Genomic DNA, 20,789 nt, shown 5'->3' with positions numbered 1-20,789 from the left:
TTCTCAGCTCACCAGACCTCAGGACGCAGACCATGCGGTGCGGGCAGGTGGGCGTGTCCCGGCATCAAGCCGGATAACCTCGCCATTGAGCAAGGCATTTTCGATAATGAAAAGTGCGGTGGAGGCAAATTCGTCTGCCCGCCCCGCGCGCTTGGGAAATTCACAGCCCTGCAGCAGTTCGGCGACGAAATCTTCGGGCAGGAAGGCCACCATCGGCGTGGCCATGAAGCCCGGCGCAATGCCCGCCACGCGGATGTGATGGGCGGAAAGGTCGCGCGTCCACACCAGCGTCAGGCCCGCAAGCGCAGCCTTGGCGGCGGTGTAGGCGCTCATGCCCTCCTGCCCTTCAAAGCTGGCGATGGAGCAGGCGTTGATGATCACGCCGCGCTCATCATCAGGGCCGACAGGATCATTGCCGATCATGCGGTGCGCCACTTCGGCGGTGACATTGATTGCGCCCATCAGATTGACATCGATGACCTTGCGGATCGCGGCCACATCGCCGGGACCATCGGCGCTGGCAATTGCGCCCATCCCGCCAATCCCGGCGCTGTTCACAAGGATATGGATCTGTCCGTGACGCCCGGCAATCTGCTGCACTGCGCCTTTCACCTGCGCCGGATCGGAAACATCACAGGCAATGAAGTCCGCCCCCGCAGGCGCTGTTCCGCCCAGATCGAGGCTCACCACTCTGGCGCCGCGCGCCAGCAGCGCGCGCGCAGTGGCTTCTCCCAATCCGGAATTGCCGCCAGTGATGACGGCCAGCCTGCCTTGCGGATCCATTCCCTCTCCATCCCCCGTTTCGGGCCCTGATTCAATCGCACGATTCAACCGCGACTTTAACGGACGTTACTTTTGAGCTAGCACGGCCTCAAGTCAAGCGAGGGGAGAAGGTCTTGGCATCCCGCGATCAATTATATGCAAGTCTCGATGCCTATCTGGCGGCGCTGTCTGCGCGCGATGTGGGCCGCGCGCCCCTGGCCGCGCAGGTCTTCAACACTGAGAACAACGTGCGCCTGTCACCGGGCGATGGCTGCTGGAACACCATCACCGCGCGCGATCCCTATGACCTGCGCTTCGCCGATCCCGAGCGCGGGCAGGTGGCGGTCTTCACCGCAATCGAGGAGACGGACGCGCTCAACCCGTGTTGCATCCGCCTGCAAGTGGGCGATGACGGCCTGATCACCGGTGTGGAAACCGTGGTCGCCCGCAACAAGGATGAGGGCTTTCCCTTCGGTCCGCAGAAATATGAGCGCAAGCCGGTGCTGGAAGAGGTGATCCCGGCAGCCGAGCGCATGACGCGCGAGGAGCTGGTGCGCATCGCCAATGGCTATTTCGAGACGATCGAGCGCAATGACGGTACCATCCGCACGAAATTCCATCCCGATTGCAACCGGGTGGAAAACGGCGTGCAAACCACCAATAACGCAGGCTTCCCGCTGGCGGTGGCGCGCATGGGGTGCGAGGCGCAGTTCGCGCTCGGCTGGTATCGCTATGACGATGACCTGCGCGCCCGCCGCTTCCCGCTGGTGGATATCGAGCGCGGGATTGTGCTGGCCTATGGCTTCATCGATCATTCGGGCAGGCTGGGCGAATATACGCTGACCAATGGCGAGCGCGCGGTCAGCCCCGTTCGCCGCCCGCACTCCTATTATCTTGCCGAAGCCTTTAAGATCAGGAACGGTATGATCCAGCAGGTGGAAGCCGACTTTCTGACCGTGCCATACCGAATGCCATCGCCGTGGGATGGACAATGAAAGGCCCACCCCACTAGACGTGGCAGGACAAGCCCGGGAATCGGGTGGGGGAGATTTACCGGATGACCAACAGCCGCATCGTGGCGCTGATATTCCTTGGCGGCGTGTTCATCATGGAAGGCTTCGATATTGCCGCCATGGGCATTGCCGTGCCGCGGCTGGAAGAAGCGCTGGGCATCGCGCCCGCCAGTTTCGGCTGGGTGCTGACCGGCATTCTGGTGGGCCTGGGCGTGGGTGGAGCCACATTGGCACCCCTGGGTGACCGCTTCGGGCGACGGGCGCTGATCGTTGCAGGTTGCCTTGCCACGGGCCTTTTCACCATCGCCACGGCAACCGCCGACGATACCACCATGTTCCTTGTCTGGCGCTTCCTTACCGGCTTTGCGCTGGGTGCCTGCCTGCCCAATGTCAGCGCCCTGTCGAGCGAGCTTGCACCGGAACGGCTGCGCGCCACGGTGATGGCGGTGGTTTCGGCGGGCATCCCGCTGGGGCTTTCAATCGCCGGCGTGCTGGCGCCCGAAGTGATCGCCGCATGGGGCTGGCAAGGCCTGTTCTATGTGCCCGGCGGCTTTGCGGTGTTGCTGGCAGGCGTGCTGTGGCTGGTGCTTGAAGGCGGCGCTCCGGCAAGCGCGGCAAGCAAGGAGGATGCCGCGCCGGCAGCGAAATTGCCGCAGCTGGTGCTGTTCGCGCGGCCGTGGGCTTTTCCCTTTGCCGTTTTTGCCACCATGCTGGGGCTGAACGCGCTCAATCTCTATCTGCTCAATTCCTGGCTGCCCACGGTGCTGCCACAGGCCGGCCTGTCGCTGGATGATGCCGCGCGTGTCGCTGGCGTGGCCAATCTGGCTGGCCTTGGCATCGGCATCGGCTTCAGCCTGCTGCTCGACAACTGGAAGAAGGGCCCGGCGCTGATGCTGATGTTCGGCGCGATGGCGGCCAGCTTTACCGCGATAGCACTGACCGCGCCCGATCAGACGCGCTGGACGCTGTTGCTGATGGTGGGAGTAGGCGGCGCCAATGCAGGCGGCATGGTGCTGCCGGGGCTGGCGGCGCATCTGTTCCCCGCAAGGCTGCTGTCCAGTGCGGTGGGCATGGGCGTGCTGGTGGCACGGCTGGGTGCCTTTGCCGGGCCGCCGCTGGGCGCTGCCATGCTGGCAGCCGAAGTGCCTGCACGGGTGTTCCTGGGCGTGGCCGCGATCCCGGCCTTCGCGTGCGTGGTGGTGGCGCTGCTGGTGGCACGCGCACTGCTGGTAAAAGAGCGCGTTGCCGCTGACGAGGCATAGGAGACACGCCATGAGCAGACTTCATCTCCACCGGGAATCGCACGCAGTCTCACGCATTGGCTGGCTGCGGGCCGCCGTGATGGGGGCCAATGACGGTATCGTCTCCACCGCCAGCCTGATTGTCGGCGTTGCATCGGCAGATGCAGGCAAATCCGCCGTGCTGGTGGCGGGCATGGCCGCGCTGATCGCCGGGGCGATGTCTATGGCGGCGGGCGAATATGTCTCCGTCAGCTCGCAATCCGATACGGAGAAGGCCGATCTCGCCCGCGAAAAGGCCGAACTGGCTGAATTGCCCGAGGCCGAGCGCGAGGAGCTGGCGCAAATCTATGAGCAGCGCGGGGTCAGCCGCGAAACCGCCTTGCAGGTTGCCGATCAGATGATGGCGCATGATGCGCTCGCCGCGCATGCCAGGGATGAACTGGGCATATCGGACACCACCGCCGCAAAGCCATTGCAGGCAGCACTGGCATCAGCGCTGACCTTCACCGCCGGTGCCGCTGCCCCGCTGATCGTGGTGCCCTTTGTCAGCGCGGCCATGCTGATTCCGGTGGTCAGCGTGGTGTCGCTGATCTGCCTCGCCATACTGGGCGCGCTGGGCGCCCGAGCAGGCGGCGCGCCGCTTGGCCCGTCCGTGCTGCGCGTCACCTTCTGGGGCGTGCTGGCGATGGTCGCCACGGCTCTGGTGGGGCAAGCGTTTGGCGCTGTGGTCGGTTAGAGGGGTGGCGTGTGTGTAGGAGCGAATGTCTGCTCTTGGATAGATGACCGCCTTTCAACCAACCACCCTTCCCGCCCAACACCAACACCGCAGCTTCAGGGCTTGCCGCCCGCCGCCAATCGCGCGCGGCGCTTGTCCTTTTCGACAAAGTGCATGGCTTCCAGCTTGAGTCCGTCAGGGTCGAGGAAGAAGACCGCATAATAGCCTTCGCCGTAACTGGGATAGGCTGCGGGCGGATCGATGATTTCAACCCCCTCACCAAGCAGGAAGGCATGGAGATCATCGACCTGGCTCGCGCTTTCCAGCTCGAAGGCGTAGTGATGGAAGCCGATATTGCCGGTGCGGTGCGGGTGGCGCATCCCTTCAGGGTCGGCCTGGGTGATCCAGAACATCGTGTCCCAATTGTTCCAGCCGACGACTTCGCCAAATTCCCATTCGCGCTCAAACCCCATGAAGCCGAGCAGCCGGTCATAGAACTGCCTGGAACGCGCGAGGTCGGAAACGCGGATGGCGAGATGATCGATGCCGACAACGCGAACCATCAGTTCAGCCTCCCGCCTGCGCCTATTCCCGGTGCCCGCCTAAGGGCGAAAGTCCAGCCCGCCCACGCGTTGCTTGAACCGCCAGCCATCGGGCGTGTTCACAATCAGATCGGTAAACGTGCCGATCAGCGGGCTTTTGGCATCCTGCACCGGCAGGCCGCCGCCTTCGGGCACATCGCCCATATACAGCACGATCACGCTGAAGGCGCGCGCGGTGGCGGGGCCTTCCACATCGACCACCGTATTGGCGATGACATGGCGCTGGGCGCGCGGAGGCCGTGCGGTGAAGCTGGCAAGAATGGCCTCGCGCCCCTCGATGAATTCATCGGGCTTGCTGGGCCGGGCAAAGCGCGCGTCGGGCGTGTACAACGCCGCCACGGCATGCCAGTCCTGCGCATCGTTGAGGTTCACATACTGATGGATCAGGCGGGTGCAGTCCCATTCGATCGCGCGGCGTTCATCCATATGCATCAGGCTTCGTCCTCGTCAGGCTTGGTTGCTTCCAGGAATACCGATCGGCCGCTGTCATCGCGTGCCTCCAGCCGGGAGATCAGCCGTTCGACCAGGCCTTCCAGCGCGGCCAGGTCACTGTCCACCATTTCGGAAAAGAGATAATCGGCCACCTTCTCACTCTGCGGGCGCATCACCTCATACAGGTGCTGGCCTTCGGTCGTCAGGGTCAGCCATTTGCGGCGGCGATTGGCCGGATCGCGCTCCACCTTCACGCGCCCGTGGCGTTGCAGCGTGGCCACCGCTCGGCTGACGCTCATCACGTTCACGCCGGTCATCTCCGCCACTTCATGGCTGGCGGTACGTCCCAGCGCGCCGATCGTCATCAGCAGGCGGAATTCGTTGAGGGAGATGCGATAGCGATGCGCCAGATGGGTCGAGAACGGCGCCATCAGCCGGTTGGTCAGCTTCAGCAAGCGGTGCAGCAGCGCACCCTTGCTGTCCATGCCTGCCGCCACCCGGTCTTCCATCTTTGCCTGCGCGCTGTCGTGCACCTTGTCCCCCGCTTGACCACAATCAATGTATGTTTGCGCCAACCGTAACACCTGTTAGCGTTGTTGACGAGTTAGCGTTGTAGATGAATCATCACATCGCGCAGGATCAGTTGGGAGGACCAGAGGCCATGAACGCCTTTCCGCAGACAATTCACTTCATCGGCACCAATACGCCGCGCCGCGTCGAGATGTCAGTACGCAACCTGGCGGTGGAAGGGGAAATCCCCGCCGAGATCGAGGGTGCCTTTTTCCGCGCCGTGCCGGACAACGCCCATGCGCCGATGTTCGAGGATGATATCGCGCTCAATGCCGATGGCATGATCGCCGCTTTCACCTTCACCGATGGCGCGGTGGATTTCGCCATCAGATATGTCGAGACGGAACGCTATCTGGCCGAGAAGAAGGCCCGCCACGCGCTGTTTGGCAAATATCGCAATCCCTTCACCGATGATCCCAGCGTCAAGGGCGTGGACCGCACGCTCGCCAACACCACGCCTGTATGGCACGCCGGGCGCCTGTTCATGACCAAGGAGGATGGCCGCGGGTACGAGATCAACCCGCACACGCTGGAGACAGTGGGCAAATGGGATTATTACGGCGCGCTGAAATCAGAGACCTTCACCGCCCATCCGCGCGTGGACAGTGAGACGGGCGAGTTGTTCTTCTTCGGTTACGAGGCAGGCGGCCTGTGCAGCGATGACATCGCCTATGGCATTGCCGACAAGGACGGCAATCTGGTGAGTGAGCAGTGGTTCAAGCAGCCCTATATCGCCACCATCCATGACTTCGTGATTACCGAGAAATACGCCATCTGGCCGATCTTCCCGACCACCGCCGATCTGGACCGGATCAAGGCCGGCGGCGCGCACTGGGCGCACCAGCAGGATCTGGAAAGCTGGATCGCCATCATGCCGCGCTATGGCAAGGTGGAGGACATGCAGTGGATCAAGGGGCCGGTCGGCGTCTCCTGCTTCCACGAGGTCAACGCCTATGACGATGGCGACCTTGTGCATATCGACCTGTGCCTGACGGACACGGTGGCCTTTTCCTTCATGCGCGAAGCGGGCGGCATCCACCGCGATCAGCAGTCCATCCAGGGTGCGCTGACCCGCTGGACCATCGACATGTCCAAGGCCGACCCGCAGATTGAGGAGCGCCCGCTTGGCCCTCCCGGTGATCTGCCGCGTCTTGCCGATGCCGATCAGGGCCGTCCGTATAACCGCGCATGGTATCTCTCCATGAACCCCGAAGCGCAGGGTCCACCCATGCTGGGTGGTCCGGTGGGTGCCAATTTCAACGCCCTGCTGCGAATCGAACCGGGTAATGGCCGCCTGACGATGATGGCTGTGCCGCCCGGCGCTGGCATCAGCGAACCGGCGCATGTCCCCTCTTCGCAGGAAGGCCACGGCGGCTGGCTGCTGACCGTGGTCGATATTCCCAATGGCCCGCCCGGAGGCAATCCGGCGGATTATTCCAGCGAGCTGTGGGTGGTGGAGGCCGACGCGGTGGAGAACGGCCCGATTGCCAAGATCAGGACCGGCCTTGCCCTGCGCAGCCAGGTCCACGGCGCATGGGTCAGCCGCGCAAGGCTTGATGCCAGCAAGGTGCGGTAATGCCCGCCGCGCGCTCCCTCTGGACGGGGCCTTTCACGACGGGACTTGTGTCATGGCAAAGCTAGGGCATACACTCCGTCCGAGGGGAGATATGCGATGAGGACCAAGGTTTTCGCCGCCGCACTGGCATTTGCATTCATCGGCGCGCCGGCAATGGCGCAGGACGCCGCGCAGATGGAGGCGCGCTTTGAAGCGCCGCCTGCTGGCTGGGAAGTGCCGCGCACGGACTGGGGCGATCCGGACCTGCGCGGCAAATGGCCGGTCGATTATCTGGGCCAGACCCCGCGCGAACGCCCCGCCCATTTCGGCACCCGCGCCTTCCTGACCGATGAGGAATACCGCGAGGCCTTCGCTGACGCGCAGGCCCAGCTGGACCGTTATGACGAGGAGGTTCAGGTCGGCGTGATGTCGATGGGCCATTGGGCGGAACGCGGCCATCCGCTGCGGCAGAATTCGATGGTGGTTGAACCCGAAAACGGCCGCTACCCGCAGCTGACCGCGCTGGGCCAGCAATTGCGCGCGAACGAGCACACGTCGTGGAACACAGAGGTGTTCGATTCGATGGATGATTTCGGAATTTTCGACCGCTGCCTGACGCGCGGATTGCCCAGTTCCATGCTGCCCGGCGCCTATAATGGCGGGATCGAGATCTTCCAGTCTCCCGGACTGGTCGCCATCAGCCTGGAGATGATCCACGAAACGCGCATGGTCTATCTGGATGGCCGGTCCCCGCCGCCAGCCAACATGCAATATGATCTGGGCTATTCGATCGGACACTGGGAAGGAGACACGCTGGTGATCGAAACCACCAACTTCCGCCCCGGCATGTCTGCCGGCCCTGCTCCCAACAGCGAACAACTGCATGTGACCGAGCATCTGACGATCAGGAATCCCGACCAGATCCATTACGAGGCGTGGGTGAGCGATCCGCTGGTGATGGAAGGCAGCTACAAGCTGGACCTGCCGTGGCTGCGCGATTCCGATTACGGCATGTTCGAATATGCCTGCCATGAGGGTAATGTGCAGGTGCGCGGCTATATCACCTCCACATCCCCCCGCTTTGCCGCCGAGCGCGAGGCCGCATGGGCCTCACGCGAGTCAGGAGGCGATGAGTGAACGAGGGGGCTGGCGCGGAGGTCGCGGCGCTGAGCGATGTTCGCGGGCCGGTGTTTCGCTGGGTCTATCATACCGCGCGGCTGATCTTCGGAGCGTGGTGGCTGTTTTCGGGGCTGATGCATTTCTTCTGGCCCGAATTGCAGCCGCTGGGGGATGAGCCTGCGGCGATCGATTTCACCCTTGCCCTGATGGCCAGCGGCCTGTTCGACTGGGTCAAGGTGCTGGAGATCGTGCTGGGCCTGACCCTGCTGGCCAACCGCGCCATGCCGCTGACCATCATCGCGCTGGTGCCGATCAACGTGGTGATCGTGTACTGGAATTTCGTGCTGGATGAAGGGATGGTCGAATGGACCTTCGGCATCCTCACCATCGTCTTCAACGCCATATTGGCATGGCCGTGGCGGCATTATTTCTGGGGCCTGTTTACCTGGCGCGGCCTTCCCGATTATTCGATGAACAGCCGCCTGCCCCGGCAGCAGGTGGACGAGCGCAGCGTATGATGCGCTGGCTCTATCACGGCGTTCGCCTGTTCACTGCGGCATGGTTCATCTATGCCGGTTTCAACTTCTTCCTGTACCCGGATAACCAGCGGCTGGGGCAGGTTCCGGCGTCGCATGATTTCACCGTCGCGCTGATCGACAGCGGCCTGTTCACCTGGGTCAAGGCCGCCGAATGCGTGCTGGGCATCACTCTGCTGTTCAACCGCTTCATGCCGTTGAGCGTGCTGGCGCTGGTGCCGATCAACTTCGTGGTGGTCTATTACAACTGGGTGCTCGAACCCGCGCGCGGAACCTTCATCGCCGGCGCGCTGACCTTCTTGTGCACCGCCTATCTGGCGTGGAGCTGGCGCCAGTATTTCTGGCCGCTGCTGACTTTCCGCGGGGAAGCGCAGCATAGCCTGCGCCCGCAATTTTCAGATGTCGTCATCAAGGGGGAGAAACAAGTATGACCAAGTTGATAGCCACGCTGCTGGCCGGGGCGGCGATGTCACTGGCCGCACCTGCTGCCGCACAGAATTGCGACCGTGACTGCCTGATCGCACTGGCCGATGCCTATGCCGATGCGCTGATCGCGGATGAGCCCGGCGCGGTGCAATGGGCACGCGGCGCGGTGGTGATGGAAAACCTCGCCCCCAGCAGCGCGGGCGAAGGCGCATTCGACACAATTACCGGCGATGGCGATGATGACTATGCCATCCACGTTGCCGATCCCATCAGCCAGCAGGTCGGCCTGCTCAAGATGATGGTGGAAGGCGATGAACCCGTGCTGGTCGGCATCCGCCTGAAGCTGAACGAGGCGGGTGTTATCTCGGAAGCGGAGCACCTGATCGCGCGCAATCTGTCAGAAGCCCAGCTGGCCAATCTGCAGGCCCCGCGGGCGCAGATCCTGATGCCGGTGCCAGAGGCCTATGTCGATTCGCGCAGCCGCCTGCTGTGGCTGGGCCGGTCCTATTACGATGCGCTGGATTCCAACAATTCGCGCTTCTCCAACATGGCCGATGACTGCGTGCGCCATGAAAATGGCTTCCAGACCGCGCGCAACAGCTTCACCCGGCCAGGGATGATGTTCAGTGACAGCGAGTTCACCTATCTGGGCGGCCTGGGCTGCGCCGCGCAGATGGACACCAACATGTGGGAATATATCGACACGATCGAAAACCGCCGTGTCGAGATTGCCGATCCGGTGACCGGCCTTGTCTGGGGCATGAGCCATTTCCACCATGACATGGCGGAAGATACCACTCCGCTGATCGGCGTGCCGTGGTTCACCGAGCGGGACATGAGCCGCTTCAACGAATTCGATATGCCCGCCATCCACATCTACAAGGTCTGGGGCGGCGCGATTCACGAGATCGAGGCGCTGGGCATCGTCATGCCCTATCAGTCCGCGCACAGCTTCGAACATTGAGTTTCGAAAACCAAGCTTCGGGCGCTGATACGCCGGCCATTGCCGGGCAATGAAAAGGGCGGGAAGGCACATGCCTCCCCGCCCTTTTTCATGTCCCTGGGGACGCTCTGGCCTATTCGGCGGCAGCGCCCTTCTTGGTCATCGCATTGGCGAAGGTTTCGGACAGATAGCCGAATGCCGCGCCAATCACGATGGCGCCGATAACCGGGAACAGCGCCTCTGTGGGAGAGCGGTCCTGCAACAGGATCGGGCCGGCAATGGAGGCAAAGCCATAGACGCTGGCCGGGATTGTGGAGAGGATGGATACGGCACTGGCAAGGCAGATAACCGCCGCGCCAACACCCACTGCAACAGGTGCCGCCAGACCGCCCAGAGCAGCCAGCGGGCCGCCTGCTGCCATGACTGCCGCCATGCCGACAACCGCGCCAAAGCTCATGCAGGCAAGCGTGGTGGCCGTGCCCTTGGTTCCGCCGCCGGAATGGAAGTGGCAACCCCAGGCGATGAAAGAAATCCAGACGAGTCCGGCCAGCGCCGTTGTCGCCAACGGGCTAACGAACAGCCAGGTGTCGAGTACGGCCAGAACACCGACAGACAAGGCAAGTGCGAGATATGCAGACATGAAAACTCCCTCCCCAAAACAATTCTTATTATAAAGCTGCCCCGGTCCCGCACTGTTGGCGGCGTTCCCCATCCGGACGCAGGCGGGGAAATCTACTGCATGCTTTCCAAGCCGTAAAGCTACCTAGTGGATAAGCCGCATGCTGGCGCTGGATTGGCAGCACCGCGGCGCATTGTCGCCCGGCGCGCGGCCATGTATTCGGATGGGTATTCCGATGGGCGAGGAGATACACAGATGAGCGATCTGACCGGCAAACGCATAGTGGTGACAGGCGGGACGCGCGGCGTGGGGCTGGAGACGGTCCGCCTGCTGGCGCAGCAAGTGGCGCAGGTGGCCTTCACCGGACGCACCGCGCAAGCCGTGGAGCGCGCGCTGGACCAGCTGGGCCACCCCGCCAATGTGACCGGCCACGCCTGCGACGTGCGCGACACCGCTGCGATGGCCGCGGTCATCGCCGAGGGCTGCGACGTGCTGGTGAACAACGCCGCCCTGGGCGGAGGCTTCGCCACGCTGCATGAAACACCGCCCGATGAGATCGCCGAGTGTATCGAGGTCAACCTGATCGCTGCGATCCAGACGGCGCAGCTGGCGATCACCCGGATGCTGGAAAGTGGCGGCGGGACGATCATCAATATCTCCTCCGGGCTGGCCATGCGTGCCTTCCCCCGGATGGGCAATTATTGCATCACCAAGGCTGGCCTCAACATGGCGACACGGGCGATTGACGTGGAATATCGCGACAGCGGCATTCGCACATTCGGTTTCCAGCCGGGTGTCGTGGACACAGACATGCAGGCCGGATTGCAGAACAGCGGCCTGCCCAGGGAAATGCTGCCACCGGCGGACAAGATGCTGCCGCCTGAAGATCCCGCGCAGGTGATTGCCTTCCTGTGCACATCAGGCGCCGATCCGTTCATCGGGCAGGAACTTGCGATCTATTCGCCCGAATTGCAGGACGCGATGGGCGTTTCCGGTAAATGGGTTTACTGATTTTCACCAATTTGGTTATAATGCGCGACGGATTGGCTTGCATTGTTTGCGCGCAGTGACATGATCCGCGCCGGGGAGGACTTGTTTCATGAAATTCCATGCCATTACCGCCACTGCCATTGCAGCACTGGCCCTATCCGCCTGCGCCGACATTGACGTCTCGGCCGACGTCGACAGCGAAACCCAGGCCGTGATGGACCGCGTCGCGATTGAGGATATGGTGATCGAATATTACGCCCATCTGGGCGGCGGCGAAGCGAGCGCATTTGGCGATTACTTCACCGAAGACGCGATCTTCGACGTCAACGGCCTTGTCGCCAATGGCCGCGAGGAGATCGAGGCGATCTATGCAGGCATAGGCGAGGACGAGACAAGCGCCTCCAACGGTGGCGGGCAGTTCCACATGATCCTGTCCAATCCGGTGATCAGGGTGGATGGCGACCACGCCACCGCCCAGTTCCTGTGGACCGGTATCCGCAACGCCGAAATCAGCGCCCCTCCGGTGCTGGTGGAACAGGGCCGGGAATATGACAAGTTGCAGAAGGTGGACGGCAAATGGCTGTTCACCCACCGCGTCGTCATCGCCGAAAGCGGCCTGCCCGAAGGCCAGTACGAAAACTGGACCCCGCGGCTGGATTTCAGCTTCTAGAGCGGTTTTTAGGCCGGGTTCTCGGGCTGGGTTCTTGGGCCGGGTTCTTGGGCCGGGTAGGCGATCTCCTCCCAGTCCGATCCCGGCCGCAACGCCCTCAGGTCAGCGCGTAATAGCGCAACCGGTTGCCGTCGCTCTTGCGCTCGCCCACGCCGATGAACACGTGCTTGGTCAGCCAGTCATGCTTGCCTGCCGCGCATTCGAAGGTGGTCTGGCTGCGCAGGTAATATTCGTCATGCGGAACGGGCTCGCCATCGTTGAAGGCCCAGTCGCGCAGGCGGGCCATAGTGTCTGGCTTGCGGCCCCACAGGAAGCCGCGGTTCTGCAACATGATGGTGGTGCCATCGTCCTCCTGCAGCAGATATCGCGCATCGAGGCAGGAGACATCGTCACCGCGCCAATAGGCATAATCGCCGCCCGATCCGGGGACCGCCTTGCCCTTCAGCAACGGCCCTTCAAACGTGCCGCCCTGCACCAGCACCGCCGTGCGCATACCGCCGCCGGGAAGAGGCGCCATCGAATAGACTTCCGGAAATTGCAGCCGCACTTCCATCACCAGCTCAAGGCGGGGATTGTCCAGCTCCGAGTAGGGCTTGGCGAAAGGCGTGGTGTCGGAAAAATTGCTCATCAACGTAACTCCAGTAATCCGCCATCGACGAAAAGATTGGCGGCGGTGATGAAGCTGGCGTCCTCGCTCGCCAGGAACAGCACGGCCTTGGCAACTTCGTCGCTCGTCCCCATGCGGTGCATCGGGATGTTGTCGATCATCATCTTTTTCAGGCCTTCGATCTGCTCATCGCTCATGCCCGGATTGCGATAGAGCAGCGGGGTGTCGATCGGGCCGGGGCTGACCATGTTGAGGCGGATGCCGCGCGGCACCAGCTCCTTGGCAAAAATCTTCATCGCCATCGCCAGGCCAGCCTTGGCCGCACCATAGGCACCATTGGCCTCTATCGCGCCATGTGCGCCGATGGAGCCGGTTACGACGATGGAGCCGCCCTTGCCCATGATCCGCACCGCCTTTTGCAGGGCGAATACGCAGCCTTTCAGATTGATCGAATGGATGTGGTCCCAGTCATCTTCGGTGATGGCTTCCAGCGGAGCGAAACCGCCCACGCCGGCATTGATATACAGCACATCGATCCGCCCGTCGGCAGCTTCGACCTTGGCCACAACATCCTGCGTCGCGGCGACATCGGCAATGTCGGAAGCATAGCCGGTAGAGCCGGGAATGGAGGCCACTGCCGCATCGATCGTATCCTGATTGCGGCCGGTCAGGTGAACCTTTGCACCCTCTGCCGCGAATGCCTGCGCAGCGGCCAGCCCCATGCCGCTGTTGCCGCCCAGCACCAGCACGATCTTGTTTTCGAAACGCATCAATCTCTCCTCAGAAGGGGGATGCCGGATTCGGCCCGCCCTCGATAACATCCTGCATCACGTCCCAGTGTTCGGCGATCATGCCGTCTTCGATGCGGAAGATGTCCATCACCGCCCAGCCCAGGTCATCCGGCCAGCGGCGCACATGGTAATGCACCGTCACATGGTCACCATCCACAAAGGCGCGCTTCACATCGTGCACCGCCTCGGGCGTGGCCTCGCGGATCATGTCGAGGAACTTCTTCAGCCCCTCCCGCCCCGGCTCGGCAGCCTGATTGTGCTGGATGTAGCCGGGCGCAATGAAGCGGTCGACCGCAGATGAATCCATCGGGTTGAGGACATGGGCGAACATGTCCAGCACCAGTTGCAGATTGGCAGCCTCGCCGGCAGTGCGGTTCATGCGGCTGCCCTTCCTTCCGGCTTTGTGGGCGGCAGTTCGGCAGCGGGCAGCGATTGCCCGCGCATCATGTCCGCCGCCTTTTCCGCCACCATGATGGTGGGCAGGTTGGTATTGCCGCCGGGCACGGTGGGCATGACGCTGGCATCGACCACGCGCAGGCCTTCCACCCCGATCACCCGGCAGGCTTCATCCACCACCGATTGCTCACCCATGCCCATGGCGCAGGTGCTGGTGGGATGCTGCGCGGTATAGCAGGTGGCGCGCACGAACGCGTCCAGCTCCTCATCGCTTTCCTTGCCGGCGCTCAGGCCACGCTCGTCCGCCAGCAGATTGCCCATCGGCGGCGTGGTATAGATCTTGCGGGCGGTGCGGATGGCGCGGCGCATCTGCTCGCGGTCGGCCTCCTCGGCCATGATGTTGAGCGTGATGGCCGCTTCCTGCATCGGGTCTGCGCTTTTCAGCTCCACCCAGCCCCTGCTCTGCGGATGCAATTGCACCAGCCCGGCCCAGAACACATGCTCCTGCTCGGCCTTGATGCCGGGGAACCACGGTGCGGCGTCGAAACGGATCGGGTTGACCATGATCTGCAGGTCGGGCCGCTCCAGATGCGGCGCGGTGCGGATCACCACGTTGCAGCTGTTCACCTGGCTGGCCATCGTGCCCTTGCCGGTCAGCATCCATTTGGCGGAGTTGAGCAGGATCCGGTCCCAGCGCAACTGCGTGAGGAAGGTGGTCTTGTCCTTCGCATTCCATTCCAGCGATGCGGTGGGATGTTCCTGCAGATTGCGGCCCACGCCGGGGCTGTCATGCAGCACATCGATCCCGTGCGCCTTCAAATGGGCGGCAGGCCCGATGCCCGACAGCATCAGCAGATGCGGCGAGTTATAGGTGCCGCCGCACAGGACCACCTCCCGCGCAGCGCGGACAAGCTGCGGGCCGCCGGGGGAATCGATCTCCACGCCAATCGCGCGCTTGCCTTCAAACACCACGCGTCGCACCTGCGCGCCCGAACGGACATCCAGATTGCGCCTGCCCAGCGCGGGTTTGATATAGGCGGTGGCCGCGCTGACCCTGCGTCCGCGCGCATCCACGGTCTGCTCACCGCGTGCGAACCCTTCGGGCACAGCGCCTGCCAAATCGTCGCTGGTGGCAAAGCCAGCCGCCTTGGCCGTGGCCATCATTTCTTCATGCAGCAAATGCGGGCTGACGATGGGCTGGATCGCCACCGGTCCGCCCGTGCCGTGATAGGCGCCATCGCCGCGCCAGCTGTCTTCCAGCTTACGGAAATAGGGCAGGCAGTCGGCATAGCTCCAGCCGCGTGCGCCCATTTGCGCCCACTGGTCATAATCCGCCGGATGGCCGCGCATGGCGAACATGCCGTTGATGGAGCCGGAACCACCCATCACCTTTCCGCGCGGCATGGGCATGCGGCGGCCATCCAGATGCGGCTCTTCCTCGGTCCAGTATTTCCAGTTGAAACGCGGATCGGGCATGGCTTTCAGGAAGGCCAGCGGCATCTTGAGATAGAGGTGATCGTCGCGCCCGCCGGCTTCCAGCAGCAGCACGTTGCTCTTGCCATCCTCGCTCAGCCGCGCGGCCATGACGCAGCCCGCGCTGCCCCCGCCAACGACAATGTAATCGAATTGCGCCTCGGCCATTCCTGTCTCCCTTGCCGCCTTGCTAACGCTCGTTACTATGGTGCGCAAGCACAGGGAGGGAAACCATGACGCGCGAAGATTACGAACGATATGCCGCGGCCTTCAATGCCCGCGATTATGATGGCGTGTTTGACTTCTACGCCGAGAATCCGCGCATGGAATTTTTCGGGATCAAGATCACCACGCGCGACCAGCTGCGCGAATTCTACAGCTTCCTCCACAGCTATGTGCATGAAACCATCGTGGTCGAGAAATTCGCCAGCAGCGATGAACTGGCTGCGGTGGAGGGGGTGATCCGGATAGAGGCCTACCGTGACCTGACCCGCGAGATCCTGGATGCACACGGAATGCAGCAGTTCTTCCCCATCGCCAACGGCGACGTGCAGGAGATGCGGCAGTATATCCATTACCATCTGGAGGACGGAAAGATTGCCAGCGTTGGGTGCGCCATCGTTCCCTGAGTGCATGGCGCTTGCCAAGCGCGCTCACCCCCGGCACATTCCGCACGGGGAATGGGAGGGAAGCGAATGAAATCCACATTGGTGATGGCCGCTGCTATGGCCGGGGCGAGCCTGCTGGCGCCGCAAAGCGCGGCTGCGCAGATTGGCGCGACATGCGACCGCGCCTGCCTGACAGGCATGATGGACCAGTATTTCGACGCCCTGATCGCGCATGATTCGGGCCAGCTGCCGCTCAGCAACGATATCAAATATACCGAGAACGGGGTGACTCTCGCGATCACCGACGGCCTGTGGCAGACCGTGCGCGCCGCGCCATCCTATCGTTTCGATATTGTCGATGTGGAAGCGGGTGAGATCGGCACGCTGGGCGTGGTTACCGAAGGCACGAATGAGAATTTCTTTTCCACCCGCATCAAGGTGGAGAATCGCCGGATTACCGAGATCGAGAACCTGGTGGTGCGCAGTATCTCCGGCCCCAGCGGCTTTGGCAGTCCTGAACCCAGGTCCGAGCCTTTCCCGATTTTCAACGAGATTGAGCCTGTTGAAACCCGCTCCAGCCGCAGCGAACTGATTGCGGCCGCCAATGCCTATTTCACCGGGCTGGACAGCGAAGTGACGGGCGCCAACGTGCCTTTCGATCCCGATTGCCAGCGGCTGGAGAACGGTGGCTACATGGCCAATTCGCCCACCGCTGAACCCGGATCGATGCAGGCACTCGGCTGCAAGGCGCAGTTCGATACTGGCTTTCAGGTGATCGTCACCAATATCCGCGCACGGCGCTTTCCCATTGTCGATGAGGAGCACGGGCTGGTCTATGCGCTTGGCTTCTTCGATCATGCCGGTGCAGTGCCCGAATATGGCCGCCCGGATGGCACGGTGCAGCCGGTCTCGGGTCCATTCAGCCAGCCATTCAGCTTCGTTATCGCGGAGGTGTTCAAGATCCGCGATGGCCGCATCCGCCAGATCGAGGCGGTGCTGACGACAGTGCCCTATGGCATGCCCAGCGGCTGGTAATGCGTCACATGAAATCTTGGGAGGGATGACAATGAGAAAGACACTTACATTCGCCGGTAGCCTGCTGCTTGCCACTGCACTGACCGCCTGCGGGGAAACCGCGACGGAAGAGGCCGCACCTGTTTGCGACCGCGCCTGCCTGATCGACCTGACAGCAAACTATGTGGCCGGAATCGAAGGCAATAATGCCGAGGGCATCACCTTTGCGGACGAGGCAAAGATCGTCGAGAACCTGCATCGCATTCACGCCGGTGAAGGCCTGTGGGCTGACACCACCGGAGCGGGCACCGATTTCGGCGTGACCGTGCCTGATGAGATCAACCAGACCGCCGGCTGGCTCGGCATGATCGAACGCGCGGGCGTGCCCACCGTGGTGGCCATCCGCCTCAAACTGGACGATCAGGGCAAGATCGCCGAAGCCGAGCATCTGTATGCCGAAGTTCCCGCCGACCGCGCGGAAGAACGGCTCACCACTCCGCGCCCCGGATTGCTGGCCGAAGTTCCCGCAGATGCGCGCATGGACCATGATGCGCTGATCACGCTCGGCGCCAGCTATTATGACGCGCTGGATGACAATGACGGTACGCTGATGCCATTTTCCGCCGATTGCCAGCGGCACGAAAACGGCATGGTCACCGCCGGTGCCGATGCCGGGGCGGGTCCGAACAACAACACATCGCCCATCGCGCGCGATTGTGCCGGACAGCTGAGCAGTAATGTGATGGCCTATATCACCCGCATCGATAACCGGCGGGTTTTCGCCGCAGATCCGGTTACCGGCCTGGTGATGGGCCTGTCGCACTTCCGCCATCCGATGGATTTCGAACCCTATGAGGTTACCGCGCTCGACGGTTCGAAGATCATGTATGACACCGCACGCCTGCCGTTCGATCCGTTCGATCTGCCCGCTGCGCATATCTTCAAGGTGGGCGCAGACGGCATGGTGCATGAGATCGAAGCCATGGGTTTCCGCGCCGATCTGAATGCCGCCACCGGCTGGGAAGACGATGCCGCAGCGCCCGCCGAAGGGGCCAGCGGGGAATAGAATTGTGCGCCCCTGTGCATGCAGGGGCGCCAACTGCCAGCGTTTCGCACTTGCGTTGATTTCGCATATCTGAAAGAACGTCGCTTCATTCAGGAGCGTATATTCAGTGATCGAAACCACCCATGTCGGCAGCCTTCCCCGCGGGCCCAAGCTCGTTCCGCTGTTGCTCGCCCGCGACAAGGGTGAGGCCTATGACGAAGCTGAATTTGACCGCGTGGTGCAGGCCGCCATTGATGAGGCTGTGCGGAACCAGGTCGAGGCCGGCGTGTCCATTGTAAGCGATGGCGAACTGGGCAAGGTCGGCTATTCCACCTATATTATCGAGCGCCTGTCCGGCTTTGGCGGCCATACGCCGCGCAAACCTGCAAAGGATCTGGCCGCCGTGCCCGAACTGGCAAAGAAGCTGGCGCATATCATGGGCGCGCAGGAATTCACCCGCGCCAGCGCGATAGACAAGGTGGAACTGGTCAACCTCCAGCCGCTGCATGACGATGTGCGCCGGTTCAAGCTGGCGCTGGAGCGGCATGGCAAGGGCACCAGGGCCTTTCTCAACACCGCATCTCCCGGCCTGATCACCGCGTTCCAGCCCAACCAGTATTATCCCAGCCACGAGGCCTATCTGGCCGATCTGGTTGCCGCCATGCGCCCGGAATATGAAGCGATCGCCGCAGCAGGATTCCAGGTCCAGTTCGATTGCCCCGATCTGGCGATGAGCCGGCACACCGGCTATCAGGACATGAGCGACGCGGAATTCATCGCCGCCATCCGCGCCAATGTTGCCGCGCTGAACGAGGCGACCAGCAATATCCCGCCCGAACAGATGCGCATGCACGTGTGCTGGGGCAATTACGAAGGCCCGCACGATTTTGATATCCCGCTGGAGGATATCATCGACGTGGTCCTCTCGGCCCGGCCCGCGACCATCTTGTTCGAACACGCCAACCCGCGTCACGAGCATGAATGGAAGGTCTGGCGCGATGCCGATACCAGCGGCAAGGTTCTGGCTCCCGGCTTCATCGACAGCTGTTCCAACTATATCGAAACGCCCGAACTGATAGCCCAACGGATTGAACGCTTTGCCGAATTTGCCGGCAAGGACCGTGTTATCGCCAGCAGCGATTGCGGCTTCGGCACCTTTGCAGGCTATGGCAAGATTGACCCGGCGGTGGCGTGGAAGAAGCTCGCCAACCTGCGCGCAGGCGCCGATATTGCCGACCAGCGGATCGGATAGATGGCCGACGCGCTCCCTCCATCCAGCCAGGTCAAATCGGCGATCCGCACGCTCGACATCATCGAGTATGTGGTGGCGCACGATCGCCCGCTGGTGGCGCAGGAGATCGCCACCGCGCTGGGCATTCCGGTGTCCAGCCTGTCCTATCTCCTGTCCACATTGGTGGAGCGGCAATATCTGGCGCGCGACGGGCGGCGCTATTCCGCCGGTCCGGGACTGGCCCGCCTGCAGGCCAGCAGCAACAGCTTCAGCCTGGCCGACCGCGCCGCGCCGCTGGTGCGCACGCTGCGCGTGCAGCTGGATGAAACGACCAGCTTCTTTGTGCGGCAGGATTGGGAGATCGAGGCGATCGTCACCGAAAGCAGCGAACAGGCGCTGCGTTATTCGGTGCCGCAGGGCCGCCGCCTGCCGATGCATGCTCTGGCAGCGGGCAAGGTGCTGCTGTCCGCCCTGTCCGATGAAGAGCTGGAACGCTATTTCGCCGAGACCGACAGGGTGAGCTTCACCGAGGCAACCGTGACCGATGAACCGCGCCTGCGCGCGCAGGTGGAAGAGGCCCGCAAGACCGGATACGCCATGACGGACGAGGAATTCTCGCTCGGCATCGTCGGTATTGGCAGGCTGGTGACAATCGGCGGGGAAGCGGTCGGCTCGCTTTCGGTAGCCGTACCCAAGGTCCGCTTCGACGATGACCTGCACGCCCGCGTGGCAGACCTGCTGGAACGCACAGCCTCTCTGCTGGAAGACAGCTAGGCCTCAGAACCCTTCGAGGAAATCGGATCCGATGCGCGTTTCGGGCTCTTCTACCTGCGGCGCTTCATCCTCTTGCTCGGCAGCGGCAACAGGCTCGTCTGCTGGCGGTGGAGGCGGCGCGGCGGATGGCCTTGCGCTGCGCAGTTCCAGAGCCGGCTGGTTGCTGCGCACCCTGATGTCGCCATCGGCCGCGCTGGCAGGCAGCGTCCGGCGATAGATGGCGGTGATATCCCAGTCACCCATTGGATCATTCTCGCCTGATCGCACCAGCAGATAAGGCTCCAGATCCGTGCCGACATAGGTCATGCGCACGTGGCCTTCATCGATCAGTTCAAAGCGGAAAATGTCGGGAATGGCTCCGGGCCGGGGGTCATCGAAGCTGAGCTCGACCCGTTCGAGAAACTCGATCCCGGTCATGCTGGGCACGTCCTCCACCCCGCCGCTGAGGCGGGCAAAGGCATTGCCATCGGTGTTGAAGCTGGCCGGGCGCTGCCAGGTGCCGCTCCACTCGCCGCCATCGCCTTCGGCAATGGTGAAGCGGAAGATCGTGGTGTCCCCGCTGCGCAGGTCCCAGTTGCCCTCAATCCCCTGCGCAAGGGCCGATACGGGCAGAAGCAATACGGCAAGGGCGAGCAGGAATTTGTGCAACATGATGAT

General features: G+C 62.7%; 25 protein-coding genes. 15 read left to right on the top strand and 10 right to left on the bottom strand.

The features are described 5' to 3' along the window. Window positions 1-18: 18 nt before the first annotated feature. The gene (locus ABDZ98_RS04985) at window positions 19-783 is read right to left on the bottom strand and encodes an SDR family NAD(P)-dependent oxidoreductase (RefSeq protein ID WP_160589327.1); all 765 of its coding nucleotides are present in this window, start codon (window positions 781-783) and stop codon (window positions 19-21) included. A 113-nt stretch (window positions 784-896) separates the two neighbouring features. Here ABDZ98_RS04985 and ABDZ98_RS04980 point away from each other — a divergent pair, with 113 nt between their 5' ends. The 3 genes from ABDZ98_RS04980 to ABDZ98_RS04970 all read left to right on the top strand — a co-directional run bounded on the left by ABDZ98_RS04980 (window position 897) and on the right by ABDZ98_RS04970 (window position 3,752). Next, window positions 897-1,757 carry a DUF8021 domain-containing protein gene (locus tag ABDZ98_RS04980; protein ID WP_160589326.1) on the top strand — a complete coding sequence of 287 codons (861 nt, stop codon included), beginning with the start codon at window positions 897-899 and terminating at the stop codon, window positions 1,755-1,757. Between the two features lie 62 nt (window positions 1,758-1,819). Beyond that, window positions 1,820-3,037 (top strand): MFS transporter, encoded by a 1,218-nt coding sequence (locus ABDZ98_RS04975; protein WP_160589325.1) that lies wholly within the window; start codon window positions 1,820-1,822, stop codon window positions 3,035-3,037. Window positions 3,038-3,047: 10 nt separating this feature from the next. Further along, window positions 3,048-3,752 carry a VIT1/CCC1 transporter family protein gene (locus tag ABDZ98_RS04970; protein WP_160589324.1) on the top strand — a complete coding sequence of 235 codons (705 nt, stop codon included), beginning with the start codon at window positions 3,048-3,050 and terminating at the stop codon, window positions 3,750-3,752. Window positions 3,753-3,847: 95 nt separating this feature from the next. Here ABDZ98_RS04970 and ABDZ98_RS04965 read toward each other — a convergent pair whose 3' ends face one another. Genes ABDZ98_RS04965 through ABDZ98_RS04955 form a run of 3 tightly spaced genes read right to left on the bottom strand, consistent with a single transcriptional unit; the run spans window position 3,848 to window position 5,298 of the window. Then, window positions 3,848-4,294, bottom strand: a complete 447-nt coding sequence (locus ABDZ98_RS04965) for a VOC family protein (RefSeq protein ID WP_160589323.1) — start codon at window positions 4,292-4,294, stop codon at window positions 3,848-3,850. Window positions 4,295-4,333: 39 nt separating this feature from the next. Beyond that, entirely contained in the window at window positions 4,334-4,765 is a 432-nt protein-coding gene (locus tag ABDZ98_RS04960) for a nuclear transport factor 2 family protein (protein WP_160589322.1), read from the bottom strand. Then, complete coding sequence (locus ABDZ98_RS04955) at window positions 4,765-5,298, bottom strand: MarR family winged helix-turn-helix transcriptional regulator (RefSeq protein ID WP_337190122.1); 534 nt, start codon at window positions 5,296-5,298, stop codon at window positions 4,765-4,767. The genes ABDZ98_RS04960 and ABDZ98_RS04955 overlap by 1 nt, the downstream gene beginning before the upstream one ends. Window positions 5,299-5,426: 128 nt before the next feature. Here ABDZ98_RS04955 and nov2 point away from each other — a divergent pair, with 128 nt between their 5' ends. The 5 genes from nov2 to ABDZ98_RS04930 all read left to right on the top strand — a co-directional run bounded on the left by nov2 (window position 5,427) and on the right by ABDZ98_RS04930 (window position 9,935). Continuing rightward, a complete protein-coding gene (gene nov2, locus ABDZ98_RS04950) occupies window positions 5,427-6,911 on the top strand; it encodes a lignostilbene-alpha,beta-dioxygenase NOV2 (RefSeq protein ID WP_160589321.1) in 1,485 nt (494 codons plus the stop codon). A 96-nt stretch (window positions 6,912-7,007) separates the two neighbouring features. Continuing rightward, window positions 7,008-8,027: a hypothetical protein gene (locus ABDZ98_RS04945; RefSeq protein ID WP_160589320.1), complete on the top strand. Its 1,020-nt coding sequence runs from the start codon at window positions 7,008-7,010 to the stop codon at window positions 8,025-8,027. Next, a complete protein-coding gene (locus ABDZ98_RS04940; protein WP_202385885.1) occupies window positions 8,024-8,527 on the top strand; it encodes a hypothetical protein in 504 nt (167 codons plus the stop codon). Before ABDZ98_RS04945 ends, ABDZ98_RS04940 begins: the two co-directional genes overlap by 4 nt. Then, window positions 8,524-8,976, top strand: a complete 453-nt coding sequence (locus tag ABDZ98_RS04935) for a hypothetical protein (RefSeq protein WP_160589319.1) — start codon at window positions 8,524-8,526, stop codon at window positions 8,974-8,976. The genes ABDZ98_RS04940 and ABDZ98_RS04935 overlap by 4 nt, the downstream gene beginning before the upstream one ends. Continuing rightward, entirely contained in the window at window positions 8,973-9,935 is a 963-nt protein-coding gene (locus ABDZ98_RS04930; protein WP_160589318.1) for a DUF8021 domain-containing protein, read from the top strand. The genes ABDZ98_RS04935 and ABDZ98_RS04930 overlap by 4 nt, the downstream gene beginning before the upstream one ends. 112 nt (window positions 9,936-10,047) lie before the next feature. Here the strand turns inward: ABDZ98_RS04930 and ABDZ98_RS04925 are convergent, their stop codons facing one another. After that, the gene (locus ABDZ98_RS04925; protein ID WP_160589317.1) at window positions 10,048-10,554 is read right to left on the bottom strand and encodes a DUF1097 domain-containing protein; all 507 of its coding nucleotides are present in this window, start codon (window positions 10,552-10,554) and stop codon (window positions 10,048-10,050) included. A 234-nt stretch (window positions 10,555-10,788) separates the two neighbouring features. Between ABDZ98_RS04925 and ABDZ98_RS04920 the strand changes: the two genes are divergently transcribed. Then, window positions 10,789-11,544 carry an SDR family NAD(P)-dependent oxidoreductase gene (locus ABDZ98_RS04920; protein ID WP_160589316.1) on the top strand — a complete coding sequence of 252 codons (756 nt, stop codon included), beginning with the start codon at window positions 10,789-10,791 and terminating at the stop codon, window positions 11,542-11,544. Window positions 11,545-11,632: 88 nt separating this feature from the next. Further along, complete coding sequence (locus tag ABDZ98_RS04915; protein WP_160589315.1) at window positions 11,633-12,193, top strand: nuclear transport factor 2 family protein; 561 nt, start codon at window positions 11,633-11,635, stop codon at window positions 12,191-12,193. Between the two features lie 97 nt (window positions 12,194-12,290). On the opposite strand, the gene ABDZ98_RS04910 is transcribed toward ABDZ98_RS04915, so the two are convergent. The 4 genes from ABDZ98_RS04910 to ABDZ98_RS04895 are packed head-to-tail and all read right to left on the bottom strand — an operon-like array spanning window position 12,291 to window position 15,628. Then, a complete protein-coding gene (locus ABDZ98_RS04910) occupies window positions 12,291-12,821 on the bottom strand; it encodes a DUF3237 domain-containing protein (RefSeq protein WP_160589314.1) in 531 nt (176 codons plus the stop codon). After that, a complete protein-coding gene (locus ABDZ98_RS04905) occupies window positions 12,821-13,570 on the bottom strand; it encodes an SDR family oxidoreductase (protein ID WP_160589313.1) in 750 nt (249 codons plus the stop codon). The genes ABDZ98_RS04910 and ABDZ98_RS04905 overlap by 1 nt, the downstream gene beginning before the upstream one ends. A gap of 10 nt (window positions 13,571-13,580) precedes the next feature. After that, window positions 13,581-13,970 carry a nuclear transport factor 2 family protein gene (locus ABDZ98_RS04900; RefSeq protein ID WP_160589312.1) on the bottom strand — a complete coding sequence of 130 codons (390 nt, stop codon included), beginning with the start codon at window positions 13,968-13,970 and terminating at the stop codon, window positions 13,581-13,583. Then, the gene (locus ABDZ98_RS04895) at window positions 13,967-15,628 is read right to left on the bottom strand and encodes a GMC family oxidoreductase (protein WP_160589311.1); all 1,662 of its coding nucleotides are present in this window, start codon (window positions 15,626-15,628) and stop codon (window positions 13,967-13,969) included. The genes ABDZ98_RS04900 and ABDZ98_RS04895 overlap by 4 nt, the downstream gene beginning before the upstream one ends. A gap of 65 nt (window positions 15,629-15,693) precedes the next feature. Here ABDZ98_RS04895 and ABDZ98_RS04890 point away from each other — a divergent pair, with 65 nt between their 5' ends. The 5 genes from ABDZ98_RS04890 to ABDZ98_RS04870 all read left to right on the top strand — a co-directional run bounded on the left by ABDZ98_RS04890 (window position 15,694) and on the right by ABDZ98_RS04870 (window position 20,132). Continuing rightward, the gene (locus tag ABDZ98_RS04890; protein ID WP_160589310.1) at window positions 15,694-16,089 is read left to right on the top strand and encodes a nuclear transport factor 2 family protein; all 396 of its coding nucleotides are present in this window, start codon (window positions 15,694-15,696) and stop codon (window positions 16,087-16,089) included. Window positions 16,090-16,155: 66 nt separating this feature from the next. Next, window positions 16,156-17,103 (top strand): DUF8021 domain-containing protein, encoded by a 948-nt coding sequence (locus ABDZ98_RS04885; protein ID WP_160589309.1) that lies wholly within the window; start codon window positions 16,156-16,158, stop codon window positions 17,101-17,103. A 31-nt stretch (window positions 17,104-17,134) separates the two neighbouring features. Next, window positions 17,135-18,148 carry a DUF8021 domain-containing protein gene (locus ABDZ98_RS04880; protein WP_160589308.1) on the top strand — a complete coding sequence of 338 codons (1,014 nt, stop codon included), beginning with the start codon at window positions 17,135-17,137 and terminating at the stop codon, window positions 18,146-18,148. 106 nt (window positions 18,149-18,254) lie between these two features. Next, window positions 18,255-19,379, top strand: a complete 1,125-nt coding sequence (locus ABDZ98_RS04875) for a uroporphyrinogen decarboxylase/cobalamine-independent methonine synthase family protein (RefSeq protein WP_160589307.1) — start codon at window positions 18,255-18,257, stop codon at window positions 19,377-19,379. Beyond that, a complete protein-coding gene (locus tag ABDZ98_RS04870) occupies window positions 19,380-20,132 on the top strand; it encodes an IclR family transcriptional regulator (protein WP_160589306.1) in 753 nt (250 codons plus the stop codon). A 3-nt stretch (window positions 20,133-20,135) separates the two neighbouring features. Here ABDZ98_RS04870 and ABDZ98_RS04865 read toward each other — a convergent pair whose 3' ends face one another. Beyond that, complete coding sequence (locus ABDZ98_RS04865; protein WP_160589305.1) at window positions 20,136-20,783, bottom strand: hypothetical protein; 648 nt, start codon at window positions 20,781-20,783, stop codon at window positions 20,136-20,138. Between the last annotated feature and the right edge of the window lie 6 nt (window positions 20,784-20,789).

This window comes from Alteraurantiacibacter aestuarii (genome assembly GCF_039523595.1).
GTDB classification, from domain to species: Bacteria; Pseudomonadota; Alphaproteobacteria; order Sphingomonadales; family Sphingomonadaceae; genus Alteraurantiacibacter; species Alteraurantiacibacter aestuarii.
This window is presented reverse-complemented; position numbering and strand designations above follow the sequence as displayed.